The sequence below is a fragment of the Escherichia coli DSM 30083 = JCM 1649 = ATCC 11775 genome, assembly GCF_003697165.2.
Classification (GTDB): domain Bacteria; phylum Pseudomonadota; class Gammaproteobacteria; order Enterobacterales; family Enterobacteriaceae; genus Escherichia; species Escherichia coli.
In genome coordinates, this window is sequence record NZ_CP033092.2 from 4,509,190 (window position 1) to 4,535,329 (window position 26,140).

Below are 26,140 nucleotides of genomic sequence, written 5' to 3' on the forward strand. Positions count from 1 at the left end.
GTTTTTATGCCGGATGCGGCGTAAACGCCTTATCCGGCCTACTTTCGGCAGCAGTTGTAGGCCTGATAAGACGCAACAGCGTCGCATCAGGCATTGGTTGCCGGATGCGGCGCAAGCACCTTATCCGGCCTACTTTCGGCAGCGGTTGTAGGCCTGATAAGACGCAACAGCGTCGCATCAGGCATTGGTTGCCGGATGCGGCGCAAGCACCTTATCCGGCCCAGGTTTTGCTATTACCACCAGATTTCCATCTGGGCACCGAAGGTCCACTCGTCGCTGTCGCCACGACCGAAGCTACCGCCGTTGAAATCAGCCGACACAGCCTTGCCGTAGTATGGGTTGGTTGAAGAGCTACCGGTGTAGTCATAACCCCATTTCTCATCCCACTTGGCGTAGGTTGCGAAGACACGAATAGCCGGGCGTGACCAGATGCTGTCGCCAGCCTGCCATTGTTGTGCAAGGGTAATTTTGTACTGATTGTTCTTGTCGCCGGTGCGCTGGGATTCGACGTTGTCGTAGCCGATTTCCATCACGGTGCTCATGATTGGCGTCCACTTGTACATCGGGCGAATACCGACGGTCCACCACTTGGTGCCGTTGTCGTTATCCCAGTTGATATCCTGGTACATACCCACGTACATCATGTCCCAGTTGTCGCCCATGGAGATCGCACCGTGGTCGAGGATACGCAGCATGTGACCGTTGTTATTGATATTGTAGGCAAATTTTTCGTTATCAAACGCGACGCCAGAACCCTGCGACAGACCTTTACCCTGCGAGGTCATCGAGTCAGTAGCGTACTGAACAACAAACTTGTTAAAGCCCTTCAGGACACTCTGAGTATGTTCAGCAGTGAATAACCAGCCGTCTTTCGATGCGCCATCAACCAGACGATAGTTATCACGCAGGTTGGCACGACCGTAGTCGACACCCAGTTCTAATGTGCCGCCCGGGTTGATTTCCATCTGCGCTAAACGCACATCGAAAACGTCGTTCGCGGTTTCGTTGGTATAGTCATAAATATTGTTGCTGGCGAAAGAGGAAGAACCACCCGCTTCAGAGGAGCGGGTTGCTGCCAGAGAGAGTTTACCGAAGCCAACATCGATGTTTTCCAGACCGGCACCAGGACCAGAAATATCCCAGTAGTAGAAGTCGATCATATGAACGTCATGACGTTGGTAGAAGCGCTTACCTGCCCAGATGGTGGAGCCTGGCAGCCATTCGATCAGGTTTTTACCCTGCACGTTTGCTTCACGGAAGGCCGGATCGGTAGCTTCCCAGTCATTCTGTTGCGCGACGGAATAGGCCACGTTAGTGTCGAAATAGAAGCTCTTATCGCCCTCTTTCCACACTTCCTGACCCAATTTTAATTCAGCATAAGTTTCACATTCGTTGCCAAGACGGTATTTACTTTGAGCACCGGTAGTCTGGAAACACTGTTGTTCGCCGCCGCTACCTGTCCAGCCAATACCGGAACGTGCATAGCCGTGGAAATCAACAGCCATTGCCTGAGCAGACATTACGCCCGCTGCGACGGCAACCGCCAGAGGAAGTTTGCGCAGAGTAATCATCATTCTATCTCCTGAGTCATTGCTTTTCTTTTTTCACATCACCTGTGACAGGCTTTGTGTGTTTTGTGGGGTGCTTAAACGCCCGGCTCCTTATGCAGTCGACGACATGCAGTGCCATCCTCACGGAACAGATGGCAACGCTCTGGCGGCAGGCCGATAGCGAATGTGGCACCTTCTTCTACCAACACCACGTCGTTCTGGCGGTACACCAGGTTTTGACGAATGGAAGGGATCTGGATATGGATTTGCGTTTCGTTGCCGAGTTGCTCAACGACCTGAACTTCACCCTCAAGGATGACGTCAGCGATATCACTCGGCAGTAGATGCTCCGGGCGAATACCCAGTGACATATTGGCTCCAACCTGGACATCACGGCTTTCGACCGGTAGCCAGACTTGCTGACGATTCGGCATCGGCAGCTCCACCTGCACTTGATCGATTGCGGTGGCGGTCACTTTTACTGGCAGGAAGTTCATCTTTGGCGAACCGATAAATCCGGCGACAAAACGGTCTGCCGGATAGTGATACAGCTCCAGCGGTTTCCCAACCTGCGCCACGCGACCAGCGTCCAGCACCACGATTTTGTCGGCCAGCGTCATCGCTTCGACCTGATCGTGGGTGACGTAAATCATTGTGCGGCCCAGGCGTTTATGCAGACGGGAGATTTCGATACGCATTTGCACACGCAGTGCAGCATCGAGGTTGGAGAGCGGTTCATCGAGCAAAAATACGCTTGGCTCGGCCACCAGCGTACGGCCAATCGCCACACGCTGACGCTGACCACCGGAGAGCGCTTTCGGTTTGCGATCCAGCAAATGCGCCAGTTGCAGCACTTCCGCAACCTGGTTAACTCGCTGGTTAATCACTTCTTTTTTCGCGCCCGCCAGTTTCAGGCCAAATGACATGTTTTCTGCTACTGACAGGTGGGGATAGAGCGCGTAAGACTGAAACACCATACCAACGCCGCGTTCTGCAGGCGGAGTGTCATTCATCCGCTTCTCACCGATGAACAGGTCGCCGCTGGTGATCGTCTCAAGCCCGGCAATCATGCGCAGTAAAGTCGATTTACCGCAGCCAGACGGTCCGACAAACACCACGAATTCACCTTCATGGATATCGAGATTGATATCTTTCGATACCACGACCTCGCCCCAGGCTTTCGTTACATTTTGCAGCTGTACGCTCGCCATGCCCTTCTCCCTTTGTAACAACCTGTCATCGACAGCAACATTCATGATGGGCTGACTATGCGTCATCAGGAGATGGCTTAAATCCTCCACCCCCTGGCTTTTTTATGGGGGAGGAGGCGGGAGGATGAGAACGCGGCTTCTGTGAACTAAACCGAGGTCATGTAAGGAATTTCGTGATGTTGCTTGCAAAAATCATGGCGATTTTATGTGCGCATCTCCACATTACCGCCAATTCTGTAACAGAGATCACACAAAGCAACGATGGGGCGTAGGGGCAAGGAGGATGGAAAGAGGTTGCCGTATAAAGAAACTAGAGTCCGTTTAGGTGTTTTCACGAGCACTTCACCAACAAGGACCATAGATTATGAAAATAAAAACAGGTGCACGCATCCTCGCATTATCCGCATTAACGACGATGATGTTTTCCGCCTCGGCTCTCGCCAAAATCGAAGAAGGTAAACTGGTAATCTGGATTAACGGCGATAAAGGCTATAACGGTCTCGCTGAAGTCGGTAAGAAATTCGAGAAAGATACCGGAATTAAAGTCACCGTTGAGCATCCGGATAAACTGGAAGAGAAATTCCCTCAGGTTGCGGCAACTGGCGATGGCCCTGACATTATCTTCTGGGCGCACGACCGCTTTGGCGGCTACGCTCAATCTGGCCTGTTGGCAGAAATCACCCCGGACAAAGCGTTCCAGGACAAGCTGTATCCGTTTACCTGGGATGCCGTACGTTACAACGGCAAGCTGATTGCTTACCCGATCGCTGTCGAAGCGTTATCACTGATTTATAACAAAGATCTGCTACCGAACCCGCCAAAAACCTGGGAAGAGATCCCGGCGCTGGATAAAGAACTGAAAGCGAAAGGTAAGAGCGCGCTGATGTTCAACCTGCAAGAACCATACTTCACCTGGCCGCTAATTGCGGCTGACGGGGGTTATGCGTTCAAGTATGAAAACGGCAAGTACGACATTAAAGACGTAGGCGTGGATAACGCTGGCGCGAAAGCGGGTCTGACCTTCCTGGTTGATCTGATTAAAAACAAACACATGAATGCAGACACCGATTACTCCATCGCAGAAGCTGCCTTTAATAAAGGCGAAACAGCGATGACTATCAACGGCCCGTGGGCATGGTCCAACATCGACACCAGTAAAGTGAATTATGGTGTAACGGTACTGCCGACCTTCAAAGGTCAACCATCTAAACCGTTCGTTGGCGTGCTGAGCGCAGGTATTAACGCCGCCAGTCCGAACAAAGAGCTGGCGAAAGAGTTCCTCGAAAACTATCTGCTGACTGACGAAGGTCTGGAAGCGGTCAATAAAGACAAACCGCTGGGTGCAGTAGCGCTGAAGTCCTATCAGGATGAACTTGCGAAAGATCCACGTATTGCCGCCACCATGGATAACGCTCAGAAAGGTGAAATTATGCCGAACATCCCGCAGATGTCCGCTTTCTGGTATGCCGTGCGTACTGCGGTGATCAACGCCGCCAGCGGTCGTCAGACTGTGGATGCTGCGCTGAAAGATGCACAGACTCGTATCACCAAGTAATGCTGTGAAATGCCGGATGCGGCGTAAACGCCTTATCCGGCCTACGAAATTGAAACGTATGTAGGCCTGATAAGACGCGTCAGCGTCGCATCAGGCAGTTGTTGTCGGATAAGGTATGAAAGCCTTATCCGTCCTGGAATGAGGAAGAACCCCATGGATGTCATTAAAAAGAAACATTGGTGGCAAAGCGACGCGCTGAAATGGTCAGTGTTAGGTCTGCTCGGCCTGCTGGTGGGTTACCTTGTTGTTTTAATGTACGCACAAGGGGAATACCTGTTCGCCATTACCACGCTGATATTGAGCTCAGCGGGGCTGTATATTTTCGCCAATCGTAAAGCCTACGCCTGGCGCTATGTTTACCCGGGAATGGCTGGAATGGGATTATTCGTCCTCTTCCCTCTGGTCTGCACCATCGCCATTGCCTTCACCAACTACAGCAGCACTAACCAGCTGACTTTTGAACGTGCGCAGGAAGTGTTGCTAGATCGCTCCTGGCAAGCAGGCAAAATCTATAATTTTGGTCTTTATCCGGCGGGCGATGAGTGGCAACTGGCGCTCAGCGACGGCGAAACCGGCAAAAATTACCTCTCCGACGCTTTTAAATTTGGCGGCGAGCAAAAACTGCAACTGAAAGAAACGACCGCCCAGCCCGAAGGCGAACGCGCGAATCTGCGCGTAATTACCCAGAATCGTCAGGCACTGAGTGACATTACCGCCATTCTGCCGGATGGCAACAAAGTGATGATGAGCTCCCTGCGCCAGTTTTCTGGCACGCAGCCGCTCTACACACTCGACGGTGACGGCACGTTGACGAATAACCAGAGCGGCGTGAAATATCGGCCGAATAACCAAATTGGTTTTTACCAATCCATTACCGCCGACGGTCACTGGGGGGATGAAAAGCTAAGCCCCGGTTACACCGTGACCACCGGCTGGAAAAACTTTACCCGCGTCTTTACCGACGAAGGCATTCAGAAACCGTTCCTCGCCATTTTCGTCTGGACCGTGGTGTTCTCGCTGATCACTGTCTTTTTAACGGTGGCGGTCGGCATGGTTCTGGCGTGTCTGGTGCAGTGGGAAGCGTTGCGCGGCAAAGCGGTCTATCGCGTCCTGCTTATTCTGCCCTACGCGGTGCCATCGTTCATTTCAATCTTGATTTTCAAAGGGTTGTTTAACCAGAGTTTTGGTGAAATCAACATGATGTTGAGCGCGCTGTTTGGCGTGAAGCCCGCCTGGTTCAGCGATCCGACCACCGCCCGCACGATGCTGATTATCGTCAACACCTGGCTGGGTTATCCGTACATGATGATCCTCTGCATGGGCTTGCTGAAGGCGATTCCGGACGATTTGTATGAAGCCTCAGCAATGGATGGCGCAGGTCCATTCCAGAACTTCTTTAAGATTACGCTGCCGCTGCTGATTAAACCGCTGACGCCGCTGATGATCGCCAGCTTCGCCTTTAACTTTAACAACTTCGTGCTGATTCAACTGTTAACCAACGGCGGCCCGGATCGTCTTGGCACGACCACGCCAGCCGGTTATACCGACCTGCTTGTTAACTACACCTACCGTATCGCTTTTGAAGGCGGCGGGGGTCAGGACTTCGGTCTGGCAGCAGCAATTGCCACGCTGATCTTCCTGCTGGTGGGCGCGCTGGCGATAGTGAACCTGAAAGCCACGCGAATGAAGTTTGATTAAGGGAGATAACAAAAATGGCAATGGTCCAACCGAAATCGCAAAAAGCACGTTTGTTTATTACTCACCTGCTACTGCTACTTTTTATCGCGGCAATTATGTTCCCGCTGCTGATGGTCGTCGCCATCTCGCTGCGTCAGGGGAACTTCGCGACCGGTAGTCTGATCCCGGAGCAAATCTCCTGGGATCACTGGAAACTGGCGTTAGGTTTTAGCGTGGAACAGGCTGATGGTCGCATTACGCCACCGCCATTCCCGGTACTGCTGTGGCTGTGGAACTCGGTAAAGGTCGCCGGGATTTCCGCGATTGGCATTGTGGCGCTCTCCACCACCTGCGCCTACGCTTTCGCCCGTATGCGCTTTCCAGGCAAAGCGACGCTGCTGAAAGGAATGCTGATTTTCCAGATGTTCCCGGCAGTACTTTCACTGGTCGCGTTGTATGCGTTGTTTGATCGTCTGGGTGAGTACATTCCATTCATTGGCCTGAATACTCACGGCGGCGTAATTTTCGCGTATCTGGGCGGGATTGCGCTGCATGTCTGGACCATCAAAGGTTATTTCGAAACCATCGACAGTTCGCTGGAAGAAGCGGCGGCGCTGGATGGTGCGACACCGTGGCAGGCCTTCCGCCTTGTCCTGTTGCCGCTGTCAGTACCGATTCTGGCGGTTGTGTTCATCCTGTCGTTTATCGCTGCCATTACTGAAGTTCCGGTCGCGTCGCTATTACTGCGTGACGTAAACAGCTACACCCTGGCCGTGGGGATGCAGCAATACCTCAACCCGCAAAACTACCTGTGGGGTGACTTTGCCGCCGCTGCCGTGATGTCTGCATTACCGATCACCATCGTCTTCTTGCTGGCTCAACGCTGGCTGGTCAACGGCCTGACGGCAGGTGGTGTGAAAGGTTAAAGATGTTGTTCTGCCAATGTTATGCCGCTGCACCCTCAACTTACGTTATCCCAACTTGTGACTGTTATTCGGCGCTCCACGGAGCGCCTTTTTTTACTCCCGCTTCAGCCGTTTCGAATTACACAGCCACAGGGTGATCACCAGTAACAGGATCGCTGCCGAGTAGATCAACACATCCAGTGGCGATTTATGATCGACGATGATCAAGCGCACAATGGCGGTGATCCCAATATAGACAAAGTAACGTAGCGGGAAGTGAAAACCGGACTGAAAGTACTTCACAATCAGCGCGATAAATTCGAAATAGAGAAAGTAAACCACCAGCCCTTCTACCAGCTCATATTTACTGGCTTGTTCTGGCGCAAACAGCACATCAGCCAGATGCACCGTTTCTTTGCCGAGGAAGACAACCAAAATCAGGCCGAGGCACAACAGGCCAAGATTGAGTACGGTCTGCAAAATGGTGGAGATAAACTCCACGCGCGGACGAGAGAGTGACGTCATAGCAGTACCTCCTTCACAGTGGCGAGCTTCCTGTATAACGCAAAAATGTGACGGAGATCTATATTTTTTGTGTATGTTTTGTTCAGCTCAATTAAGTGGGCATCTCCCATCAACGTCGCATCTGGCAAAACACACAGCCCAAAAAAATCACCCATTCAGGTGATTCCCAGCCACCAGCAATGCGCGAAAAATCGACAATGTTCCTCTGGAACAAATGAAACGTAACCTGATAAAGGTGGTAAAAATGAAGTCTTATTTTGCTGCTTTGATGTTATCAGTCTCTGTTCTTCCTGCTTATGCTGGTCCGCTCGGTACTGCTGATAAAGCCGACCTACCGCAAAGCAATGTCTCCAGTCCAATGATGGCCCAGTCGCTCAGGCAACCAGACCTGCAACCGATATCGACGGACAGGAAGACAGAATGTTTTCGCCTTTACACACCAGATCGCAAACCGGGGGTGAACTACGTTCCTGATGGCTCGACAGGCCATTAAGAATGAAGGTGCCAGTGAGTGCGAAAACTGGCACCTTTCCCATGACTTAGCGGAAATTGACGCTACGGTCGCTGGTCATATCATACAACTGGAACTTACGCCCAAGTTGCTGACCACCGTCACGCGTCAGCGGCGTCCAGCCAATCGCCGCACGGCTGCGTGTCGGGCCAGACGAGAAGAGATCCAGCGGTACAGAGACATACACGCCTTTGGTGAAGTCCCCTTCGCCGTACTCCTCTTTCGAAACATTCGTGATCGTGGCATAGCCCCCCACTACCACGCCGCTATCAAAGCGTTTGGCGATCTCCAGCGTGCCGCCTTTATCCCCAGCCAGATACTGCCCGACGCTCGCTTTCACTAACACGTCCTGGGCGAAAGATGGCGTCCAGTACGCGGTCAGATGTCCGGTTTTCACGCTGTAATCGGTGAATTTCATCATATCTTTTGCGCTACGCCAGTCGCGCTGTTTAACGTAGTTGGCATCCAGACCAAACGCCCAGTTGCTGTCCAGCGGGCGATACAACACTTCTGCCCCCGCACCGCCAAACATGGTTTCGAGATAACCTCCGTAGACCTGACCGTAGAAGCCGTTGCCCAGATGCTGGAAGTAGTTGGCTTGCAGGTTATTCACATAGACATCGTTCTGCACATACTCGCGCACATGGGTACGAACGCGCGGTAAGTGCGAGTCCTGCGGCGGATTGGTGTAGTTAAACTTGTCGTAGTTGTTGGCAAGGTTAGCAAACAGGCTGCCGGTGGTCAGCAGATGGTCCGTCAGCCACAAATCCGCCGTTCCCATCACGCCCAGCTGATACATGTAAAAGTTTTCCGGGCCACCGACCGACTGGTTCAGCACCGGATCGATATGGAAATCAAAGCGTGATTTGTCGATATACCAGCCCTGCTCGGTGGACTTCGGAACCACTGGCTCGACGCGTTTTTGCGCCAGCGTCGTTTCGTGGCCCAACGGCTCTCCGCCGAGATGATTTTTCAGGCTGGCGACATCGGTTTCCGTCGTCACCTGCGGCATGTTAAGGCGATTTTCCGTAATGCGGATCGTTTTGATCCCATCCGGCAGATCGTTCATCACGATCCGATTAGCACGGATGATCCCTTCGCGCGAATCACGATATTTCACCTGCTCGCCGGTAACATACAGCGTATCGCCTTTCGCCTGGATCTGCGGATCGGCCAGTCCGGCGTTGTATTTCAACAGCGTTAACTGATTCGCCACCACCGAGTGCTGCAAAATGGCATCCTGCGGCTGCGGTTGATATTGCGGGCGGGCGTTATCGTTGTAGGACGGGCGCAGATCGTTAAAGTTGGTGCGCAGCGTAACGCCAAACATAAAGGTGTTGCCACGTTCATAGCTAAGGTTAACGTCGGCCCAATCGGTAACGCGATAAATCGCCCCGACGTTAAACTTACTTTTTTGCTCCAGCTTCCCGGCAAAATCCTGCTGATAATTATTGCCTTCATACTCCAGTTTCAGGCGCAGCGGTTGCCAGGGCGTCTGGTATTCCACGCCGCCAAACAGTGAGGCCGGGCCGTGGAACATCTGGCTACCGTCGATAGATCCCGCCTGTTTGTAGCTGTTATCGCGATAGCAATATTTATCACTGGCTGAACAGAGCGGATTTTTCACATTACCGCTGGTGCCCAGATATCCCCAGCCCAGACCGAGCGTAAAATCGAACGGCCCCCAGGCTTTGCTGGCAACAAGATATTCCGCATCAAACAGCCCCGTACCGCCAATATCCCGCGCACCAACCGCCACTTGCGGCAGCCAGTAACTCTCTTCCCACAAACGCAGTTTGAGATCGAAGGCTTTATCTTTATACGTTTGATCGCCAGAGAATGCTTCGACGCTGCTGTACTGCCGGGTGCGCACGTCGGTGTAGCGCAGCGTTGTTTCCAGCCACGGGAAGAGTTGCACTGAAGCTGAGTAATAACGGTACTGATCGTTATCGCGATAGTTCAGGCTCAGCTCCCCTTCCCGCGCCATGCGCGCGGTGGGCGTTTGTAATAATCCTACGCCACCGAAATCCGATTGCGACGGACCAATGGGCGCAGGATATATTTCGCCGTAGCAAGCTGTGCTAATGCCCAGCGCCAGTAAGCTAAGCAGATGTCTTTTTTTCATTATTGGGGTATCCGCTGCGTCAGAGTCTGAAGAATGTCGGCGTTAAGGGCATCAGGTGTCTCACTCCAGACGGAGTCCGCGAGGCCAACATAAATAATGCTGCCGGGCATCGGCTCTACGTGACGCTTGTTCCAATAAGCCACCGGCGCTTTTTGCGTGCGTCCGGACGGGTAAACCACCCACGCGTAGCTGCGATCCGCACCGCTGAGCAGGCTCTGGTCAGAGAGATAGCTCGCCACGTCGCGACCTGGAGTGAATGACTGCTTGCCAGGACGACTGATAAGCCCGAACAACGTGACCGTGGACGGCGGCGTTCCGACCCACAGCGTGTAGTTGCCCTGCAACGGCGGGTTACCGCGTTCGGCAACGCGGACGATATCAGGATCAAGATTGATTTTTTGCCTGCCCGTCACCTTCAACGCCTGAATTTGCTGGCGTAAGGCGTTAATCGCGGCGGCATCGTCGGCGCTGGAATCTGCAGCCAGTTCTGCCAGCCGTGTCAGCAACGCCTGCTGCTGACGCAATGCTGCCGCCGTGGCCAGCTCTTCGCTAATCACCGCTCCGGGCCACCAACTGTTTGCCAGCCGTGGTTGGCCTACCAGATCGATTAAATGCTCTGCACCCGTCAGCGTTTTGGCCTCACTGCTGCCATTGCTGAATACCTTGACGGTTCCCGCCGCGAAGACCGATGACGCCCCCACACTCAAAATCAATGCGACAATAGTTTGTTTAATCATTGTTTTGCCGCCTTGATGAGAGTGGTTTTCACCGGGAAATAATCCGCGCCGAGATACTGTTCCGACTGGCGAATTTGCCCTTCGCTGTCGATCCAATAGCGGTTATGCCAGCGCGCCTGGTCGGTGGAGACTTCTTCGTCCAGCACGCGAACCGGGGTTTCATCGCTGCCGACTTTGACGGTATCGGTGCCATCCCATTTGAAGACTGAGCGTGCGGTGGCGTAGCGTACCTGCTGGTACTCGGTCCAGCCCATCGTGCGCGTCCATGTTGCACCATCAACAATTTGTGCGGGTTTAATCAGCGGGTCAGTGGCAAGGTTATTCACTTCAATCAGGTTGTCGCCACCAAGCAAAGTCTTCACCAGACGACCATGTTGTGTGACGAGAGTGGCCTGATCCTGAGTGACCCATTTTTGTTGTCCGTCTTCAGCGAAGGCCAGCACCACAAATAACTGCGGCCCGCCATTAAGCTGCATGTACTGGCTGGCGTAGGGCATATTTTGAATATCATCGTCCGTCAGCTGTACGCCTGGCGTGCCGAACAGACTGTCCCACAGTGAATTGCCCAGCTCTTTAGTCGTGGCTGAACAGGCCTGTAATAGCAGGCAGATAAGAATGAGTGCAGGTCGCTTCACGACTCTTCTCCAGAGGGGCAGAATAACCACACCGGAGTGTGGTTATGGTTAATCCCCTTCATACTTCAAGCTTCAGATGCGATGACTCGAATTATTTTGGGGATACATACTTTATTACTGGGTACTGGTGGTCGTGGTTGTGGTGGTCCCGGTATTAGAACCATCACCGCCACCGGTTGCCGCGAGCGCGACACCCACCGCCGAGCTTACGGTGCTGACGCTGGTCGCGGAGGAACTCCCCGCCGAAACCGACGTTGCTGCCGATCCTGCCGCTTCGCCCACCTGTACAGGTGCAGCCCACGCAGAAGTCGCCGCAAGCGCAGATATGGCAAAAATGCCATACAGAACTTTTTTCATAACAATTTCCCTTCATTGAATGAATGGAGATTTACCCAAAACATTTCGGGCGGGATCGAGTATACACAACTAAAGCATGCGAATTACGGCGCGGGGAATTAGTGATGGAGTTTTAGGACAATTGGAATGAATATCAAATATAAGCTTTGACTTATATATAAATAAGATTAAAAATCATGAAGTTAAAATAAAATAAAAAGTAATTACTCTGCGTATTTTCCGAAATAAACCACGATTAAAAATTTATTTTAGGATTAACCTCACGGTATGATTTTCGTTAAATGACAGACAAGAGGATTTATCTGATAAAACAATGCCGACTTATAGTCGGCATTGTTTTTAAGGCTATTTAATCAATCGTACTATGTATTAATTGCCGAATACGATGTACATATCGGCATCGACCTGTAGGCCTGATAAGACGCGACCGCGTCGCATCAGGCATCGGTTGCCGGATGCGGCGTGAACGCCTTATCCGGCCTACATATCGACAATGATTAACCGCGCCACGCTTTATAGCGGTTAATCAGACCATTGGTCGAGCTATCGTGGCTGCTGATTTCTTTATCATCTTTCAGCTCTGGCAGAATACGGTTCGCCAGTTGTTTACCCAGCTCCACGCCCCACTGGTCGAAGGTGAAGATGTTCAGGATCACGCCCTGAGTAAAGATTTTGTGCTCATACAGCGCAATCAACGCACCCAGGCTGAACGGAGTGATTTCACGCAGCAGGATGGAGTTGGTCGGGCGGTTACCTTCGAACACTTTGAACGGCACCACGTAGTCAAGCGTTGCCGGATCTTTACCCTGATCGCGATATTCCTGCTCAACCACTTCGCGGGATTTACCAAACGCCAGCGCTTCGGTCTGAGCAAAGAAGTTAGACAGCAGTTTCTGGTGATGATCAGAGAGCGGGTTATGGGTGATAGCCGGAGCGATGAAATCGCACGGTACCATTTTGGTTCCCTGGTGGATCAGCTGATAGAACGCGTGCTGACCGTTCGTGCCAGGTTCACCCCAGATAATCGGGCCAGTCTGGTAATCCACAACCTTACCGTTACGGTCAACATACTTACCGTTGGATTCCATATTGCCCTGCTGGAAGTACGCCGCGAAACGGTGCATATACTGGTCATACGGCAGAATCGCTTCAGTTTCCGCGCCAAAGAAATTGTTGTACCAGATGCCAATCAGCGCCAGCAGTACAGGCAGGTTTTTCTCGGCAGGCGTGGTGGAGAAATGCTTGTCCATCGCGTGTGCGCCAGAAAGCAGTTCAACGAAGTTATCAAAGCCGATGGAGAGAACAATCGACAGGCCAATCGCTGACCACAAAGAGTAACGACCGCCGACCCAGTCCCAGAATTCGAACATGTTGGCAGTATCAATACCAAACTCGCCAACGGCTTTGGCGTTGGTTGAGAGCGCAGCGAAGTGTTTCGCAACGTGTTTCTCATCACCTGCCGCTTTCAGGAACCAGTCACGCGCGCTATGGGCGTTGGTCATGGTTTCCTGAGTGGTGAAGGTTTTAGATGCTACCAGGAACAGCGTGGTTTCCGGGTTTACTTTTTTCAGCACTTCCGCGATGTGAGTCCCATCGACGTTAGAAACAAAGTGCATGTTCAGGTGGTTTTTGTATGGACGCAGTGCTTCAGTCACCATGTACGGGCCGAGGTCAGAACCGCCGATCCCGATGTTCACTACGTCAGTGATTGCCTTGCCGGTATAGCCTTTCCACTCACCGGAAATAATCGCTTCCGAGAAGGTTTTCATCTTCTCCAGCACTGCGTTGACTTCCGGCATAACATCTTTGCCATCAACCAGAATCGGGGTATTGCTACGGTTACGCAGCGCTACGTGCAGTACGGCGCGGTTTTCAGTGCGGTTGATCTTCTCGCCAGAGAACATCGACTTAATCGCGCCCGCCAGATCGCACTCTTTCGCCAGATCTTGTAATTTCGCCAGCGTCTCTTCAGTGATGCGGTTTTTGGAGTAATCCACCAGCATCTGATCGTCGAAGGTTGCGGAGAACTTAGAAAAACGATCGCCGTCTTTAGCAAAAAGATCGGCGATCGTAACGTCTTTCATTTCATCGAAGTGTTTCTGTAGTGCCTGCCAGGCAGCGGTCTGCGTTGGATTGATGTTTTTCATTAGCAATACTCTTCTGATTTTGAGAATTGTGACTTTGGAAGATTGTAGCGCCAGTCACAGAAAAATGTGATGGTTTTAGTGCCGTTAGCGTAATGTTGAGTGTAAACCCTTAGCGCAGCGAAGCATTTATTAGCTGAACTACTGACCGCCAGGAGTGGATGAAAAATCCGCATGACCCCATCGTTGACAACCGCCCCGCTCACCCTTTATTTATAAATGTACTACCTGCGCTAGCGCAGGCCAGAAGAGGCGCGTTGCCCAAGTAACGGTGTTGGAGGAGCCAGTCCTGTGATAACACCTGAGGGGGTGCATCGCCGAGGTGATTGAACGGCTGGCTACGTTCATCATCGGCTACAGGGGCTGAATCCCCTGGGTTGTCACCAGAAGCGTTCGCAGTCGGGCGTTTCGCAAGTGGTGGAGCACTTCTGGGTGAAAATAGTAGCGAAGTATCGCTCTGCGCCCACCCGTCTTCCGCTCTTCCCTTGTGCCAAGGCTGAAAATGGATCCCCTGACACGAGGTAGTTATGTCTGAAATTGTTGTCTCCAAATTTGGCGGTACCAGCGTAGCTGATTTTGACGCCATGAACCGCAGCGCTGATATTGTGCTTTCTGATGCCAACGTACGTTTAGTTGTCCTCTCGGCTTCTGCTGGTATCACTAATCTACTGGTCGCTTTAGCTGAAGGACTGGAACCTGGCGAGCGATTCGAAAAACTCGACGCAATCCGCAATATCCAGTTTGCCATTCTGGAACGTCTGCGTTACCCGAACGTTATCCGTGAAGAGATTGAACGTCTGCTGGAGAATATTACTGTTCTGGCAGAAGCGGCGGCGCTGGCAACGTCTCCGGCCCTGACAGATGAACTGGTCAGCCACGGCGAGCTGATGTCGACCCTGCTGTTTGTCGAGATCCTGCGCGAACGCGATGTTCAGGCACAGTGGTTTGATGTACGTAAAGTGATGCGTACCAACGATCGATTTGGTCGTGCAGAGCCAGATGTAGCCGCGCTGGCGGAACTGGCCGCGCTGCAGCTGCTCCCACGCCTCAATGAAGGCTTAGTGATCACCCAGGGATTTATCGGCAGCGAAAATAAAGGTCGTACAACGACGCTTGGCCGTGGAGGCAGCGATTATACGGCAGCCTTGCTGGCGGAGGCTTTACACGCATCTCGTGTTGATATCTGGACCGACGTCCCGGGCATCTACACCACCGATCCACGCGTGGTTTCCGCAGCAAAACGCATTGATGAAATCGCGTTTGCCGAAGCGGCAGAGATGGCAACTTTTGGTGCAAAAGTACTGCATCCGGCAACGTTGCTACCCGCAGTACGCAGCGATATCCCAGTCTTTGTCGGCTCCAGCAAAGACCCACGCGCAGGTGGTACGCTGGTGTGCAATAAAACTGAAAATCCGCCGCTGTTCCGCGCGCTGGCGCTTCGTCGCAATCAGACTCTGCTCACTTTGCACAGCCTGAATATGCTGCATTCTCGCGGTTTCCTCGCGGAAGTTTTCGGCATCCTCGCGCGGCATAATATTTCGGTAGACTTAATCACCACGTCAGAAGTGAGTGTGGCATTAACCCTTGATACCACCGGTTCAACCTCCACTGGCGATACGTTGCTGACGCAATCTCTGCTGATGGAGCTGTCTGCACTGTGCCGGGTGGAAGTGGAAGAGGGTCTGGCGCTGGTCGCGTTGATTGGCAATGACCTGTCAAAAGCCTGCGGCGTTGGCAAAGAGGTATTCGGCGTACTGGAACCGTTCAACATTCGCATGATTTGTTACGGCGCATCCAGCCATAACCTGTGCTTCCTGGTGCCCGGCGAAGATGCCGAGCAGGTAGTGCAGAAGCTGCATTTTAATTTGTTTGAGTAAACACAGTATGGCCCGGAAGACATTATTTCGGGCCGTATTGTTTTTCTTGTCATTATGCCCATAAATAAACGAGTCTATTCCCTGTTAACCAGCGTCTTTATCGGAGAATAATTGCCTTTAATTTTTTATCCGCATCTCTAACTAATTATCGAAAGAGATAAATAGTTAAGAGAAGGCAAAATGAATATTATCAGTTCTGCTCGCAAACGAATTCCCGTACACTGAACTCTCTGGCTCACTGAGGGCACCATTATGGCACTCCCCCGTATTACCCAAAAAGAGATGACTGAACGCGAGCAGCGTGAACTTAAAACACTGCTGGATCGGGCGCGGATTGCGCATGGTCGCGTACTGACCAACTCCGAAACTAACAGCATTAAGAAAGAGTACATCGATAAATTAATGGTCGAGCGTGAGGCTGAAGCGAAAAAAGCCCGCCAATTGAAGAAAAAGCAGGCTTATAAACCGGATCCTGAGGCGTCATTTAGCTGGTCAGCAAATACGTCGACGCGCGGCAGACGCTGATTAACGCCCCTTCTTTTTGCGCCCCGGCGAGGTAAAACGCTTACCGTTGGACGCCGGGCGACCGCCTTTTTCCGCCGTTTTTTCCATCTTAACGACTGGACGTTTGATGCCTACCGTTTTCGGTTTGGCCTTCGCTTTAGGTTTTGCCTCGGAAGAGGAATTTTCAATGAGCTTAAAGAGATCGATTAACTCATCGTCGGTTAAATCGCGCCACTCACCCAGCGGAATGCCGCTTAAGCTGACGTTCATAATGCGCGTACGTTCCAGCTTTTTCACTTCGTAACCAAAGTGCTCGCACATGCGACGAATCTGACGGTTCAGCCCCTGCACCAGGGTAATGCGGAAGACAAACGGTGCTTCTTTTTTGACTTTGCACTTTTTAGTTACCGTCCCGAGGATCGGTACTCCCGCCCCCATACCACGAATAAATTCATCGGTAATCGGTTTATCAACCGTCACCAGATACTCTTTCTCATGATCGTTACCCGCACGGAGGATCTTATTCACCAGATCGCCGTGATTGGTGAGGAAAATCAGCCCCTGGGAATCTTTATCCAGGCGGCCAATCGGGAACACGCGTTTGCTGTGGTTAACGAAATCGACAATGTTATCGCGCTCGCCATCTTCGGTGGTGCTGACAATACCGACGGGCTTGTTCAGGGCGATAAGTACCAAATCTTCGGATTCCCGAGGCTCAATCAACTGACCATTTACTTTCACAACGTCGCCGGGTTTCACCTGATCGCCAATGGTGGCTCGCTTGCCATTAAGGAACACATTGCCTTGCTCGATATAGCGATCCGCTTCGCGGCGTGAGCAAATTCCGCTTTCGCTGATGTATTTATTTAAACGGACTGATGAGTCGGGCAGCATAAATTCTCCTGTAAAACGCGGAATATACCGTACCTCTTAGCGGGGAAAAACAGGGTTATGCGGCAACGTCGAAATTAAATGTGATCTGCCACGCCTTTTATCACAAAAGTGTCTCCGGAAGTACGATGCAAATTTGCCTGGCAAAATAAGAATAATCAACAAATTACGCATCGCTGCACACCTGTGCTGATGACTACTACGCAGAGAAACAAATGTGCAAGAGAAAGCGCTATTTCCCCCCATGCAAAGAGTGAAAAATCGCTTTGAAAGGCCATCATGATGGGGTTATATCAGATCAAGCGGTGAGAAAGCGTATTTGCACAAATGTGCAGAACCAGGAGGCGGCAATGGAAAACAGTGACGATATCCGTTTGATTGTGAAGATTGCCCAACTCTATTACGAACAGGATATGACGCAGGCGCAAATTGCGCGCGAACTGGGTATTTATCGCACTACCATCAGCCGCTTGCTTAAACGAGGCCGCGATCAGGGAATTGTCACCATCGCCATCAACTATGACTACAACGAAAATCTCTGGCTGGAGCAGCAAGTGAAGCAAAAGTTTGGCCTGAAAGACGTTGTGGTGGTGTCAGGAAATGATGAGGATGAAGATATTCAACTGGCGATGATGGGGTTACACGGCGCGCAACTGCTGGATCGCTTGCTGGAACCTGGCGATATTGTCGGTTTTTCCTGGGGCCGCGCGGTGAGCGCACTGGTTGAAAACTTGCCGCAGGCGGGGCAATCGCGGCAGTTAATTTGCGTGCCGATTATTGGCGGCCCGTCCGGTAAACTCGAAAGCCGCTATCACGTAAACACATTAACCTACAGCGCGGCAGCGAAGCTGAAAGGGGAATCGCATCTCGCGGATTTTCCGGCGCTGCTGGATAACCCATTAATTCGTAATGGGATCATGCAGTCTCAGCACTTTAAAACCATCTCTGCCTACTGGGATAATCTGGATGTCGCCCTGGTGGGAATTGGCTCACCGGCCATTCGCGACGGCGCTAACTGGCATGCGTTTTATGGTGGTGAAGAGAGTGACGACCTGAATGCCCGCCAGGTTGCTGGCGATATTTGCTCGCGCTTTTTTGATATTCACGGCGCAATGGTTGAAACGAATATGAGCGAAAAAACACTCTCTATCGAAATGAATAAATTAAAGCAGGCACGGTATTCCATTGGCATTGCCATGAGCGAAGAAAAATACAGCGGAATTGTTGGTGCACTGCGTGGAAAATATATTAATTGTCTGGTAACGAATAGCAGCACAGCTGAACTATTACTGAAATAAAAATCTTCCCGATGTTTACCGTAATAAAAATTACGGCGGGTCCCTACTATCTAAAATCAGGAGTCTGTTATGCAAACGTGGTTAAATTTGCAGGATAAAATCATTATTGTCACCGGTGGCGCATCCGGTATTGGTCTGGCGATTGTAGAGGAATTATTAGCACAAGGCGCGAATGTACAGATGGTCGATATTCACGGTGGCGATGGTCAATATGAAAGCCATAAAGGTTATCAGTTCTGGCCGACCGATATTTCCAGCGCCAAAGAGATAAATCATACGGTAGCAGAAATTATCCAGCGTTTTGGTCGCATCGACGGTCTGGTTAACAACGCCGGGGTCAATTTCCCGCGTCTGCTGGTCGATGAGAAAGCGCCTGCCGGGCAGTATGAACTCAACGAAGCTGCATTCGAAAAAATGGTCAATATCAATCAGAAAGGCGTTTTTCTGATGTCGCAGGCGGTGGCGCGACAGATGGTCAAACAACATGATGGCGTGATTGTGAATGTTTCCTCAGAAAGTGGGCTGGAAGGCTCAGAAGGCCAAAGCTGTTACGCCGCGACCAAAGCCGCGCTCAATAGCTTCACGCGCTCCTGGTCGAAAGAGCTGGGCAAGCACGGTATCCGTGTGGTCGGTATCGCGCCGGGGATTCTGGAAAAAACAGGACTGCGCACGCCGGAATATGAAGAAGCGCTGGCGTGGACGCGCAATATCACCGTCGAGCAGCTGCGTGAAGGCTATACCAAAAACGCCATTCCTATTGGGCGCGCCGGAAGATTAGCAGAAGTGGCTGATTTTGTTTGTTATCTGCTGTCTGAACGCGCCAGCTATATCACCGGAGTAACCACTAACATTGCAGGCGGCAAAACGCGCGGCTAAGGAGGCTTTATGGTCAATGCCATTTTTTGCGCCCACGGCAAATTAGCCTGCGCCATGCTGGAATCGGTTCAGATGGTGTACGGCGATGCCAGGGTCGAGGCAGTTGAATTTGTGCCCGGCGAGAACGCCGGAGACATTGTGGCAAAGCTGGAGAAGTTAGTGAGCATTCACAATCATGACGAGTGGCTAATCGCCGTGGATTTACAGTGCGGCAGCCCGTGGAATGCGGCAGCGATGCTTGCGATGCGCAATCCTCGTCTGCGGGTAATCAGCGGCCTTTCTCTGCCGCTGGCGCTCGAACTGGTTGATAACCAGGACAGCATGAATGTTGATGAACTGTGTGAACACCTGACGCAAATCGCAAAGCAAACCTGCGTCGTCTGGAGACAGGTAGCAACAGCAGAGGAGGATTTCTGATGAACATTACGCTCGCCCGCATTGATGACCGCCTGATCCACGGCCAGGTCACTACCGTCTGGTCTAAAGTGGCTAACGCCCAACGCATTATTATCTGCAATGACGAAGTTTATAACGATGAAGTTCGCCGGACATTATTGCGTCAGGCTGCGCCACCGGGAATGAAGGTTAACGTGGTCAATATTGAAAAAGCCGTCGCGGTTTATCACAACCCGCAATATCAGGACGAAACCGTTTTTTATCTTTTCACTCGCCCACAGGATGCCTTAGCAATGGTTCGCCAGGGGGTAAAAATAGGTACCCTGAATATTGGCGGTATGGCCTGGCGTCCTGGTAAGAAACAGTTAACCAAAGCAGTTTCATTAGATGACGATGATATTAACGCATTTCATGAGTTAAATAATCTTGGCGTCATACTGGATTTACGCGTCGTAGCGTCAGATCCCTCAATCAATATTATCGACAAAATAAACGAACAGTTAATCGCAAATTAAATAATAGCGCCTGTGTACATATGCTTTAACAGGCAGGGATGACGACACTTAAAAGGTGACAAATCATGGAAATAAGTACCCTACAAATCATTGCTATATTTCTTTTTTCCTGTATTGCCGGAATGGGCAGCGTGCTGGATGAATTTCAGACTCATCGTCCGTTAATTGCCTGTACGGTGATTGGTTTAATTCTCGGTGATTTAAAAACCGGAATTATGCTCGGTGGTACGCTGGAATTGATAGCTCTCGGCTGGATGAACGTCGGCGCGGCGCAATCTCCGGATTCTGCACTCGCCAGCATAATCTCCGCCATTCTGGTTATCGTTGGTCAGCAAAGCATCGCCACCGGAATCGCCATCGCGTTGCCTGTGGCTGCGGCAGGCCAGGTGCTGACGGTGTTTGCCCGTACCATCACCGTAGTGTTCCAGCACGCGGCGGATAAAGCAGCGGAAGAAGCACGGTTTCGCACTCTCGATATTCTGCATGTCTCCGCGCTTGGCGTGCAGGCACTGCGCGTTGCTATTCCGGCACTGATTGTCTCGCTGTTCGTCAGCGCTGATATGGTGAGCAATATGCTGAGCGCCATTCCCGAATTTGTGACCCGTGGACTGCAGATTGCTGGCGGTTTTATCGTGGTGGTCGGTTACGCCATGGTGCTTCGCATGATGGGCGTGAAATATTTGATGCCTTTCTTTTTCCTCGGTTTCCTCGCAGGTGGCTACCTCGATCTCAGTCTGCTGGCGTTCGGTGGCGTCGGCGTGATCATGGCCCTGCTCTACATCCAGTTAAATCCACAGTGGCGTAAAGCTGAACCACATCCCCAGACCACCACTATCACCGCCCTTGACCAACTTGATGATTAACGGAGCCATCATGGAACAGAGAAAAATTACACGCAGCGATCTGGTGAGCATGTTTCTGCGCTCCAACCTGCAACAGGCATCCTTTAACTTTGAACGTATTCACGGGCTGGGTTTTTGCTACGACATGATCCCCGCCATCAAACGACTTTACCCATTAAAAGAGGATCAGGTTGCGGCGCTCAGGCGACACCTGGTGTTCTTCAATACCACGCCAGCCGTATGTGGCCCGGTCATCGGCGTCACTGCCGCCATGGAAGAGGCGCGAGCCAACGGCGCGGAAATTGATGACGGTACCATTAACGGCATCAAAGTCGGTCTGATGGGACCATTGGCAGGAGTTGGAGATCCACTGGTCTGGGGAACGCTGCGCCCGATTACCGCCGCGCTCGGCGCATCTCTGGCACTTTCGGGCAACATTCTCGGCCCCCTACTGTTCTTCTTTATTTTCAACGCGGTGCGTCTGGCGATGAAGTGGTATGGCCTACAGCTCGGCTTTCGCAAAGGGGTGAATATCGTCAGCGATATGGGCGGTAATTTGCTGCAAAAACTCACCGAAGGCGCGTCGATTCTCGGGCTGTTTGTGATGGGCGTGCTGGTGACCAAATGGACGTCAATCAACGTACCGTTGGTGGTTTCACAAACGCCTGCCGCCGATGGTGCCACCGTCACCATAACCGTGCAGAACATCCTCGACCAACTTTGCCCTGGTTTGCTGGCGCTCGGTCTGACGCTGCTGATGGTTCGTCTGCTCAACAAAAAAATTAACCCGGTATGGCTGATTTTCGCCCTGTTTGGTTTAGGGATTATCGGTAATGCGCTGGGCTTCCTGTCCTGATTCTTCGCCCCGGCACGACTGCCGGGGTCATCGCTCAACATGAGGTGGTTTATGAAAACAACAGCTCTGCGTCTTTATGGCAAACGTGACCTGCGTCTGGAAACCTTTGACCTTCCTGAAATGCAGGAGGATGAAATCCTCGCGACGGTGGTCACTGACAGCCTGTGCCTCTCTTCCTGGAAAGAGGCCAATCTGGGTGAAAACCATAAAAAAGTACCCGACGATGTGGCGACCAATCCCATCATCATCGGCCACGAATTTTGCGGCGATATTCTGGCCGTGGGTAAAAAGTGGCAGCACAAATTCCAGCCGGGTCAGCGTTATGTGATTCAGGCCAACCTGCAACTCCCCGACCGCCCGGATTGCCCCGGCTACTCCTTCCCGTGGGTAGGCGGCGAAGCGACGCATGTGGTTATTCCCAACGAGGTCATGGAACAAGATTGCCTGCTGGCATACGACGGCGAAACCTATTTTGAAGGCTCGCTGGTTGAACCGCTTTCCTGCGTGATTGGCGCGTTCAACGCCAACTATCATCTTCAGGAAGGTAGTTATAACCACACGATGGGGATTCGCCCGCAAGGGCGCACGCTGATCCTCGGCGGCACCGGACCAATGGGACTGTTGGCGATTGATTATGCGCTACATGGACCCGTTAACCCTTCGCTGCTCGTCATTACCGATACCGACAACGACAAATTGAGTTATGCACGCAAGCACTATCCATCAGAACCGCAAACACTGATTCATTATCTCAATGCCGCCGATGCAGCATTTGATACGTTAATGGCACTGAGTGGCGGTCACGGCTTCGATGATATTTTCGTCTTTGTGCCTAATGAAGGACTGGTGACTCTCGCCTCTTCCTTGCTGGCGACAGATGGTTGTCTGAATTTCTTCGCCGGACCGCAGGATAAGCACTTCAGCGCGCCAATTAATTTCTACGATGTGCATTATGCATTTACCCACTACGTGGGCACATCAGGCGGCAATACCGACGACATGCGCGCAGCGGTCAAATTGATTGAAGAGAAAAAAGTGCAGGCCGCAAAAGTGGTAACACATATTCTTGGGCTGAATGCCGCGGGCGAAACCACGCTTGAATTGCCTGCCGTCGGCGGCGGCAAAAAGCTGGTGTATACCGGGAAATACCTGCCGCTGACGTCACTCACGCAGATTCAGGATCAAGCACTGGCGGCAATTCTGGCGCGTCATCAGGGGATCTGGTCCGGTGAGGCGGAGCAATACCTGCTCGCCCATGCAGAGGCAATTTCCCATGATTAATCGCGCTACTTAACTCTGCATGTCGCTGGCTGGTCGCCGCGGCAACTTCGCGACCTGATGTGCGGCTGATTGCAGAAGTGGCACAATGTGCACGAGAAGGATAAAAAAACATCAGCGCCTTAAGGGGCGCTCAAATTGGTGGCAAAGTGCACATTGTTTATGCCGGATGCGGAATGAAGCCTTATTCGGCCTACATAATCTCGAAAATTCAATATATTGCAGTTATCTGGTAGGCCAGGTAAGCGTAGCGCATCAGGCAATCCTGTGTTTGTCATCAGTCTCAGCGCCTGTGCAATATGTGACATCGTGAGCCATGTCAGTAAGTGGTTAAATTCGCAGTGGTAGCATTCCTTCCGTGTTTTCTTACTAACCGGAGAAGTAATGGAACTGCTTTTATTGAGTAACTCGACGCTGCCGGGTAAAGCCTGGCTGGAACACGCGCTGCCGCTGATTGCTGAACAGTTGCAGGGGCGCCGTTCTGCGGTATTTATTCCTTTCGCTGGCGTAACGCAGACCTGGGATGATTACACAGCGAAAACGGCTGCGGTTCTCGCTCCGCTGGGTGTTTCTGTCACCGGTATTCATAGCGTTGTCGATCCCGTTGCCGCGATTGAAAATGCGGAAATTGTGATTGTCGGCGGCGGTAATACTTTCCAGTTGCTGAAACAGTGCCGCGAGCGCGGGCTGCTGGCACCCATTACTGACGTGGTGAAACGTGGCGCGCTGTATATTGGCTGGAGCGCAGGCGCTAACCTTGCTTGCCCAACCATTCGTACCACCAACGATATGCCGATTGTCGATCCGCAAGGTTTCGATGCGCTAAATCTGTTCCCGCTACAAATCAACCCGCACTTCACCAACGCGCTGCCGGAAGGCCATAAAGGTGAAACCCGTGAGCAGCGTATTCGCGAACTGCTGGTCGTCGCGCCAGAACTGACGATTATTGGTCTGCCGGAAGGTAACTGGATCACAGTAAGTAAAGGTCACGCTACGCTGGGTGGCCCGAACACCACTTATGTGTTTAAGGCTGGTGAAGAAGCGGTGCCGCTGGAAGCGGGTCACCGTTTTTAAGTGAATTGCCGGATGCATGATCCGGCATCTTGTTCATAGTGCCTGATGCGACGCTTTACGCGTCTTATCAGGCCTTCAGGGTCACGGTATTAATACTCGTCCCGTCCTTCATCTTCATCCGGCTGTTCCAGCACACTGTAAGCCACCGAACAAAACAGCGAGTTCAGACGCTGCATATCTCCCAGTAAGCCTAAATGTAGCGAACTGGTTTCAATACTCTGCACGTTTTGCTGATGCAGGCGATCGACGTGGGCGTGGGAATAGCGGCGATTAAGAATGCGAAAACGATGTTTGCTGCGGCGCAAACGACGGGCGCTGGTAACATCGCCAGAGAAGAAAACCGACATTGCCAGTTTTAAATTACTGAGCAATTGCTCATAGAGCGCATCCAGTTCCTTCAAGCCATCAAGCGAAAATGCTCGCCTTGCAGCCAGCGATTTGTCGGCAATTTCACTCCCCATGCGCTCGACGATATCGGAGGCCTGTTCAAGGTTGAGCGACATTTCGATGATCTCCGCCCAGCGGCGCGACTCTTCTTCTGCCAGTTCCTCTTTTGGCATCCGCGCCAGATACAGCTTAATGGCGGTATAGAGAACGTTGATGTCATCAGCCAGCTTACGCAGCTCTTTCTCCTGCCGTGGCTCGCCGTGCATCACTTTATTCAGCCCTTCCATCATCTGTTCCATGGCGTCGCCAATGCGCAGGGTTTCGCGGGCAGCGTTCGCCAGAGCAAGCGTGGGCGTATCCAGCGCGCTGACATCCAGATGTTTAGGCCGTAGCTGGGTATCCAGTTCCGGTTCATCGCGAATAATCGTTTTGCAAAACCGTGCCATCGGGTCAACGAATGGCAACATGACCAGGCAGCGTACAAGGTTGTAGAAGACGTGGAAATAGATCACCAATTCCGCTTTTGGCAATGGCAACTTCCCCATTGTCTCTGCCAGCAAATGAACAAACGGCAGGATAATCAGGCTACCCACCAGCTTAAACAGCAGGCTACCCAGCGCGACACGGCGGGCTGCGGCATTGGCGGCACTGTTGTTGAGCATCGCCAGCAGGCCGGAACCGAGGTTTGCACCAATCACCAGACAAAGCGCCACTGGGAAAGAGATAATGCCTGCGGCGGTCAGAGTCGCGGTCAGCAGTACCGCGGCAAGGCTGGAGTAGCTGATAATGGCGAACATCGCACCAATCAGCGCATCCAGCAAAATGTCGCCAGTCAGCGAGGCAAAGATCACCTGAACGCCGTTTGCCTGAGTGATCGGCGTTACGGCCTGCACAATCAACTCCAGCGCCAGTAAAATCAGCCCAAGACCAATACCGACGCGGCCCAGTTGCCCGGCGCGTGACTGTTTGCGTCCGAGGAAAAAAATCACGCCGATAAAAATAAGTAACGGTGACAGCCAGGATAAATCGAAGGTGAGAATACGCGCCATCAGCGCCGTCCCGACATCTGCACCCAGCACAATCACCAGCGCAGGCGCGAGAGCAACCAGATCCTGAGCGACGAACGAGGTCACCAGCATGGTGGTGGCATTACTGCTCTGCACCAGTGCGGTAACGCCGATCCCCGCGCAAAAGGCGAGCGGCTTTTTTTCGACGCTCCGGCTAAGGACAGTACGCAGACGCGCGCCGAAGACGCGCATTACGCCTGTTCGAACAATATGAGTCCCCCAGACCAGCAGGGCGACGGCAGAAAGCAGGTGAAGCAAAGTTAGCACGGAATCAGGTTCTCCTTTTTGTTATGCATTTTCCTGTTAAGATTTTTCTAATCACGTTGTTTTTATCCAGGCATTTCTCT

Annotated in this window: 24 protein-coding genes and 1 riboswitch; of the genes, 14 read left to right on the plus strand and 10 right to left on the minus strand. The window is 52.0% G+C overall.

The features are described 5' to 3' along the window. Positions 1–233 precede the first annotated feature (233 nt). Together lamB and malK are read right to left on the minus strand one after the other, a co-directional pair. Positions 234–1,574, minus strand: a complete 1,341-nt coding sequence (gene lamB / locus EAS44_RS23200; RefSeq protein WP_000973666.1) for a maltoporin LamB — start codon at positions 1,572–1,574, stop codon at positions 234–236. A 71-nt stretch (positions 1,575–1,645) separates the two neighbouring features. Further along, entirely contained in the window at positions 1,646–2,761 is a 1,116-nt protein-coding gene (gene malK / locus EAS44_RS23205; RefSeq protein WP_000179165.1) for a maltose/maltodextrin ABC transporter ATP-binding protein MalK, read from the minus strand. Positions 2,762–3,125: 364 nt separating this feature from the next. Here malK and malE point away from each other — a divergent pair, with 364 nt between their 5' ends. From malE to malG, 3 genes are all read left to right on the plus strand, one after another. Then, positions 3,126–4,316: a maltose/maltodextrin ABC transporter substrate-binding protein MalE gene (malE, locus tag EAS44_RS23210; RefSeq protein WP_000695389.1), complete on the plus strand. Its 1,191-nt coding sequence runs from the start codon at positions 3,126–3,128 to the stop codon at positions 4,314–4,316. A gap of 153 nt (positions 4,317–4,469) precedes the next feature. Beyond that, positions 4,470–6,014, plus strand: coding sequence for a maltose ABC transporter permease MalF (malF, locus tag EAS44_RS23215; protein WP_001350813.1), 1,545 nt, complete (start codon positions 4,470–4,472; stop codon positions 6,012–6,014). Between the two features lie 14 nt (positions 6,015–6,028). Further along, complete coding sequence (gene malG, locus EAS44_RS23220; protein ID WP_001252058.1) at positions 6,029–6,919, plus strand: maltose ABC transporter permease MalG; 891 nt, start codon at positions 6,029–6,031, stop codon at positions 6,917–6,919. A 93-nt stretch (positions 6,920–7,012) separates the two neighbouring features. Here the strand turns inward: malG and psiE are convergent, their stop codons facing one another. Continuing rightward, the gene (gene psiE / locus EAS44_RS23225; RefSeq protein ID WP_000202899.1) at positions 7,013–7,423 is read right to left on the minus strand and encodes a phosphate-starvation-inducible protein PsiE; all 411 of its coding nucleotides are present in this window, start codon (positions 7,421–7,423) and stop codon (positions 7,013–7,015) included. Positions 7,424–7,637: 214 nt separating this feature from the next. Here psiE and EAS44_RS23230 point away from each other — a divergent pair, with 214 nt between their 5' ends. Further along, positions 7,638–7,916 (plus strand): hypothetical protein, encoded by a 279-nt coding sequence (locus tag EAS44_RS23230; protein ID WP_001699224.1) that lies wholly within the window; start codon positions 7,638–7,640, stop codon positions 7,914–7,916. Positions 7,917–7,962: 46 nt separating this feature from the next. Here the strand turns inward: EAS44_RS23230 and yjbH are convergent, their stop codons facing one another. The 5 genes from yjbH to pgi form a co-directional block, all read right to left on the minus strand. Next, positions 7,963–10,059: a YjbH domain-containing protein gene (gene yjbH / locus EAS44_RS23235; protein ID WP_000745718.1), complete on the minus strand. Its 2,097-nt coding sequence runs from the start codon at positions 10,057–10,059 to the stop codon at positions 7,963–7,965. Further along, complete coding sequence (gene yjbG, locus EAS44_RS23240) at positions 10,059–10,796, minus strand: capsule biosynthesis GfcC family protein (protein ID WP_000595526.1); 738 nt, start codon at positions 10,794–10,796, stop codon at positions 10,059–10,061. The genes yjbH and yjbG overlap by 1 nt, the downstream gene beginning before the upstream one ends. After that, positions 10,793–11,431, minus strand: coding sequence for a YjbF family lipoprotein (gene yjbF, locus EAS44_RS23245; RefSeq protein WP_001363004.1), 639 nt, complete (start codon positions 11,429–11,431; stop codon positions 10,793–10,795). The genes yjbG and yjbF overlap by 4 nt, the downstream gene beginning before the upstream one ends. 114 nt (positions 11,432–11,545) lie before the next feature. Continuing rightward, complete coding sequence (gene yjbE / locus EAS44_RS23250; RefSeq protein WP_000757333.1) at positions 11,546–11,788, minus strand: exopolysaccharide production protein YjbE; 243 nt, start codon at positions 11,786–11,788, stop codon at positions 11,546–11,548. A 497-nt stretch (positions 11,789–12,285) separates the two neighbouring features. Continuing rightward, complete coding sequence (gene pgi, locus EAS44_RS23255; RefSeq protein WP_000789981.1) at positions 12,286–13,935, minus strand: glucose-6-phosphate isomerase; 1,650 nt, start codon at positions 13,933–13,935, stop codon at positions 12,286–12,288. 236 nt (positions 13,936–14,171) lie between these two features. Then, positions 14,172–14,368, plus strand: a riboswitch (Lysine riboswitch). Between the two features lie 91 nt (positions 14,369–14,459). Here pgi and lysC point away from each other — a divergent pair. Next, complete coding sequence (gene lysC / locus EAS44_RS23265; RefSeq protein ID WP_001290321.1) at positions 14,460–15,809, plus strand: lysine-sensitive aspartokinase 3; 1,350 nt, start codon at positions 14,460–14,462, stop codon at positions 15,807–15,809. A gap of 252 nt (positions 15,810–16,061) precedes the next feature. Beyond that, complete coding sequence (yjbD, locus tag EAS44_RS23270) at positions 16,062–16,334, plus strand: DUF3811 domain-containing protein (RefSeq protein WP_001207638.1); 273 nt, start codon at positions 16,062–16,064, stop codon at positions 16,332–16,334. On the opposite strand, the gene rluF is transcribed toward yjbD, so the two are convergent. Continuing rightward, positions 16,335–17,207, minus strand: coding sequence for a 23S rRNA pseudouridine(2604) synthase RluF (gene rluF / locus EAS44_RS23275; protein WP_000936385.1), 873 nt, complete (start codon positions 17,205–17,207; stop codon positions 16,335–16,337). It lies immediately after the preceding gene. Between the two features lie 347 nt (positions 17,208–17,554). On the opposite strand from rluF, the gene EAS44_RS23280 reads away from it, so the two are divergent. The 8 genes from EAS44_RS23280 (at position 17,555) to pepE (ending at position 24,339) form a co-directional block, all read left to right on the plus strand. Then, positions 17,555–18,502, plus strand: coding sequence for a sugar-binding transcriptional regulator (locus tag EAS44_RS23280; RefSeq protein ID WP_000431663.1), 948 nt, complete (start codon positions 17,555–17,557; stop codon positions 18,500–18,502). A gap of 69 nt (positions 18,503–18,571) precedes the next feature. After that, the gene (locus EAS44_RS23285) at positions 18,572–19,378 is read left to right on the plus strand and encodes an SDR family oxidoreductase (protein ID WP_001195435.1); all 807 of its coding nucleotides are present in this window, start codon (positions 18,572–18,574) and stop codon (positions 19,376–19,378) included. A 9-nt stretch (positions 19,379–19,387) separates the two neighbouring features. Next, positions 19,388–19,795: a mannose/fructose/sorbose PTS transporter subunit IIA gene (locus EAS44_RS23290; RefSeq protein WP_000245624.1), complete on the plus strand. Its 408-nt coding sequence runs from the start codon at positions 19,388–19,390 to the stop codon at positions 19,793–19,795. Then, the gene (locus EAS44_RS23295) at positions 19,795–20,289 is read left to right on the plus strand and encodes a PTS system mannose/fructose/N-acetylgalactosamine-transporter subunit IIB (RefSeq protein ID WP_001027853.1); all 495 of its coding nucleotides are present in this window, start codon (positions 19,795–19,797) and stop codon (positions 20,287–20,289) included. The genes EAS44_RS23290 and EAS44_RS23295 overlap by 1 nt, the downstream gene beginning before the upstream one ends. A 65-nt stretch (positions 20,290–20,354) precedes the next feature. Further along, a complete protein-coding gene (locus tag EAS44_RS23300) occupies positions 20,355–21,152 on the plus strand; it encodes a PTS mannose/fructose/sorbose transporter subunit IIC (protein WP_000406332.1) in 798 nt (265 codons plus the stop codon). 10 nt (positions 21,153–21,162) lie between these two features. Then, positions 21,163–21,987 (plus strand): PTS system mannose/fructose/sorbose family transporter subunit IID, encoded by an 825-nt coding sequence (locus EAS44_RS23305; protein WP_000437896.1) that lies wholly within the window; start codon positions 21,163–21,165, stop codon positions 21,985–21,987. A 51-nt stretch (positions 21,988–22,038) separates the two neighbouring features. Then, a complete protein-coding gene (sorE, locus tag EAS44_RS23310; protein WP_000858558.1) occupies positions 22,039–23,268 on the plus strand; it encodes an L-sorbose 1-phosphate reductase in 1,230 nt (409 codons plus the stop codon). 381 nt (positions 23,269–23,649) lie between these two features. Beyond that, positions 23,650–24,339: a dipeptidase PepE gene (gene pepE / locus EAS44_RS23315; protein WP_000421763.1), complete on the plus strand. Its 690-nt coding sequence runs from the start codon at positions 23,650–23,652 to the stop codon at positions 24,337–24,339. 89 nt (positions 24,340–24,428) lie between these two features. Here pepE and yjbB read toward each other — a convergent pair whose 3' ends face one another. Further along, positions 24,429–26,060, minus strand: coding sequence for a Na/Pi cotransporter family protein (gene yjbB / locus EAS44_RS23320; protein WP_000956822.1), 1,632 nt, complete (start codon positions 26,058–26,060; stop codon positions 24,429–24,431). Positions 26,061–26,140: the final 80 nt, after the last annotated feature.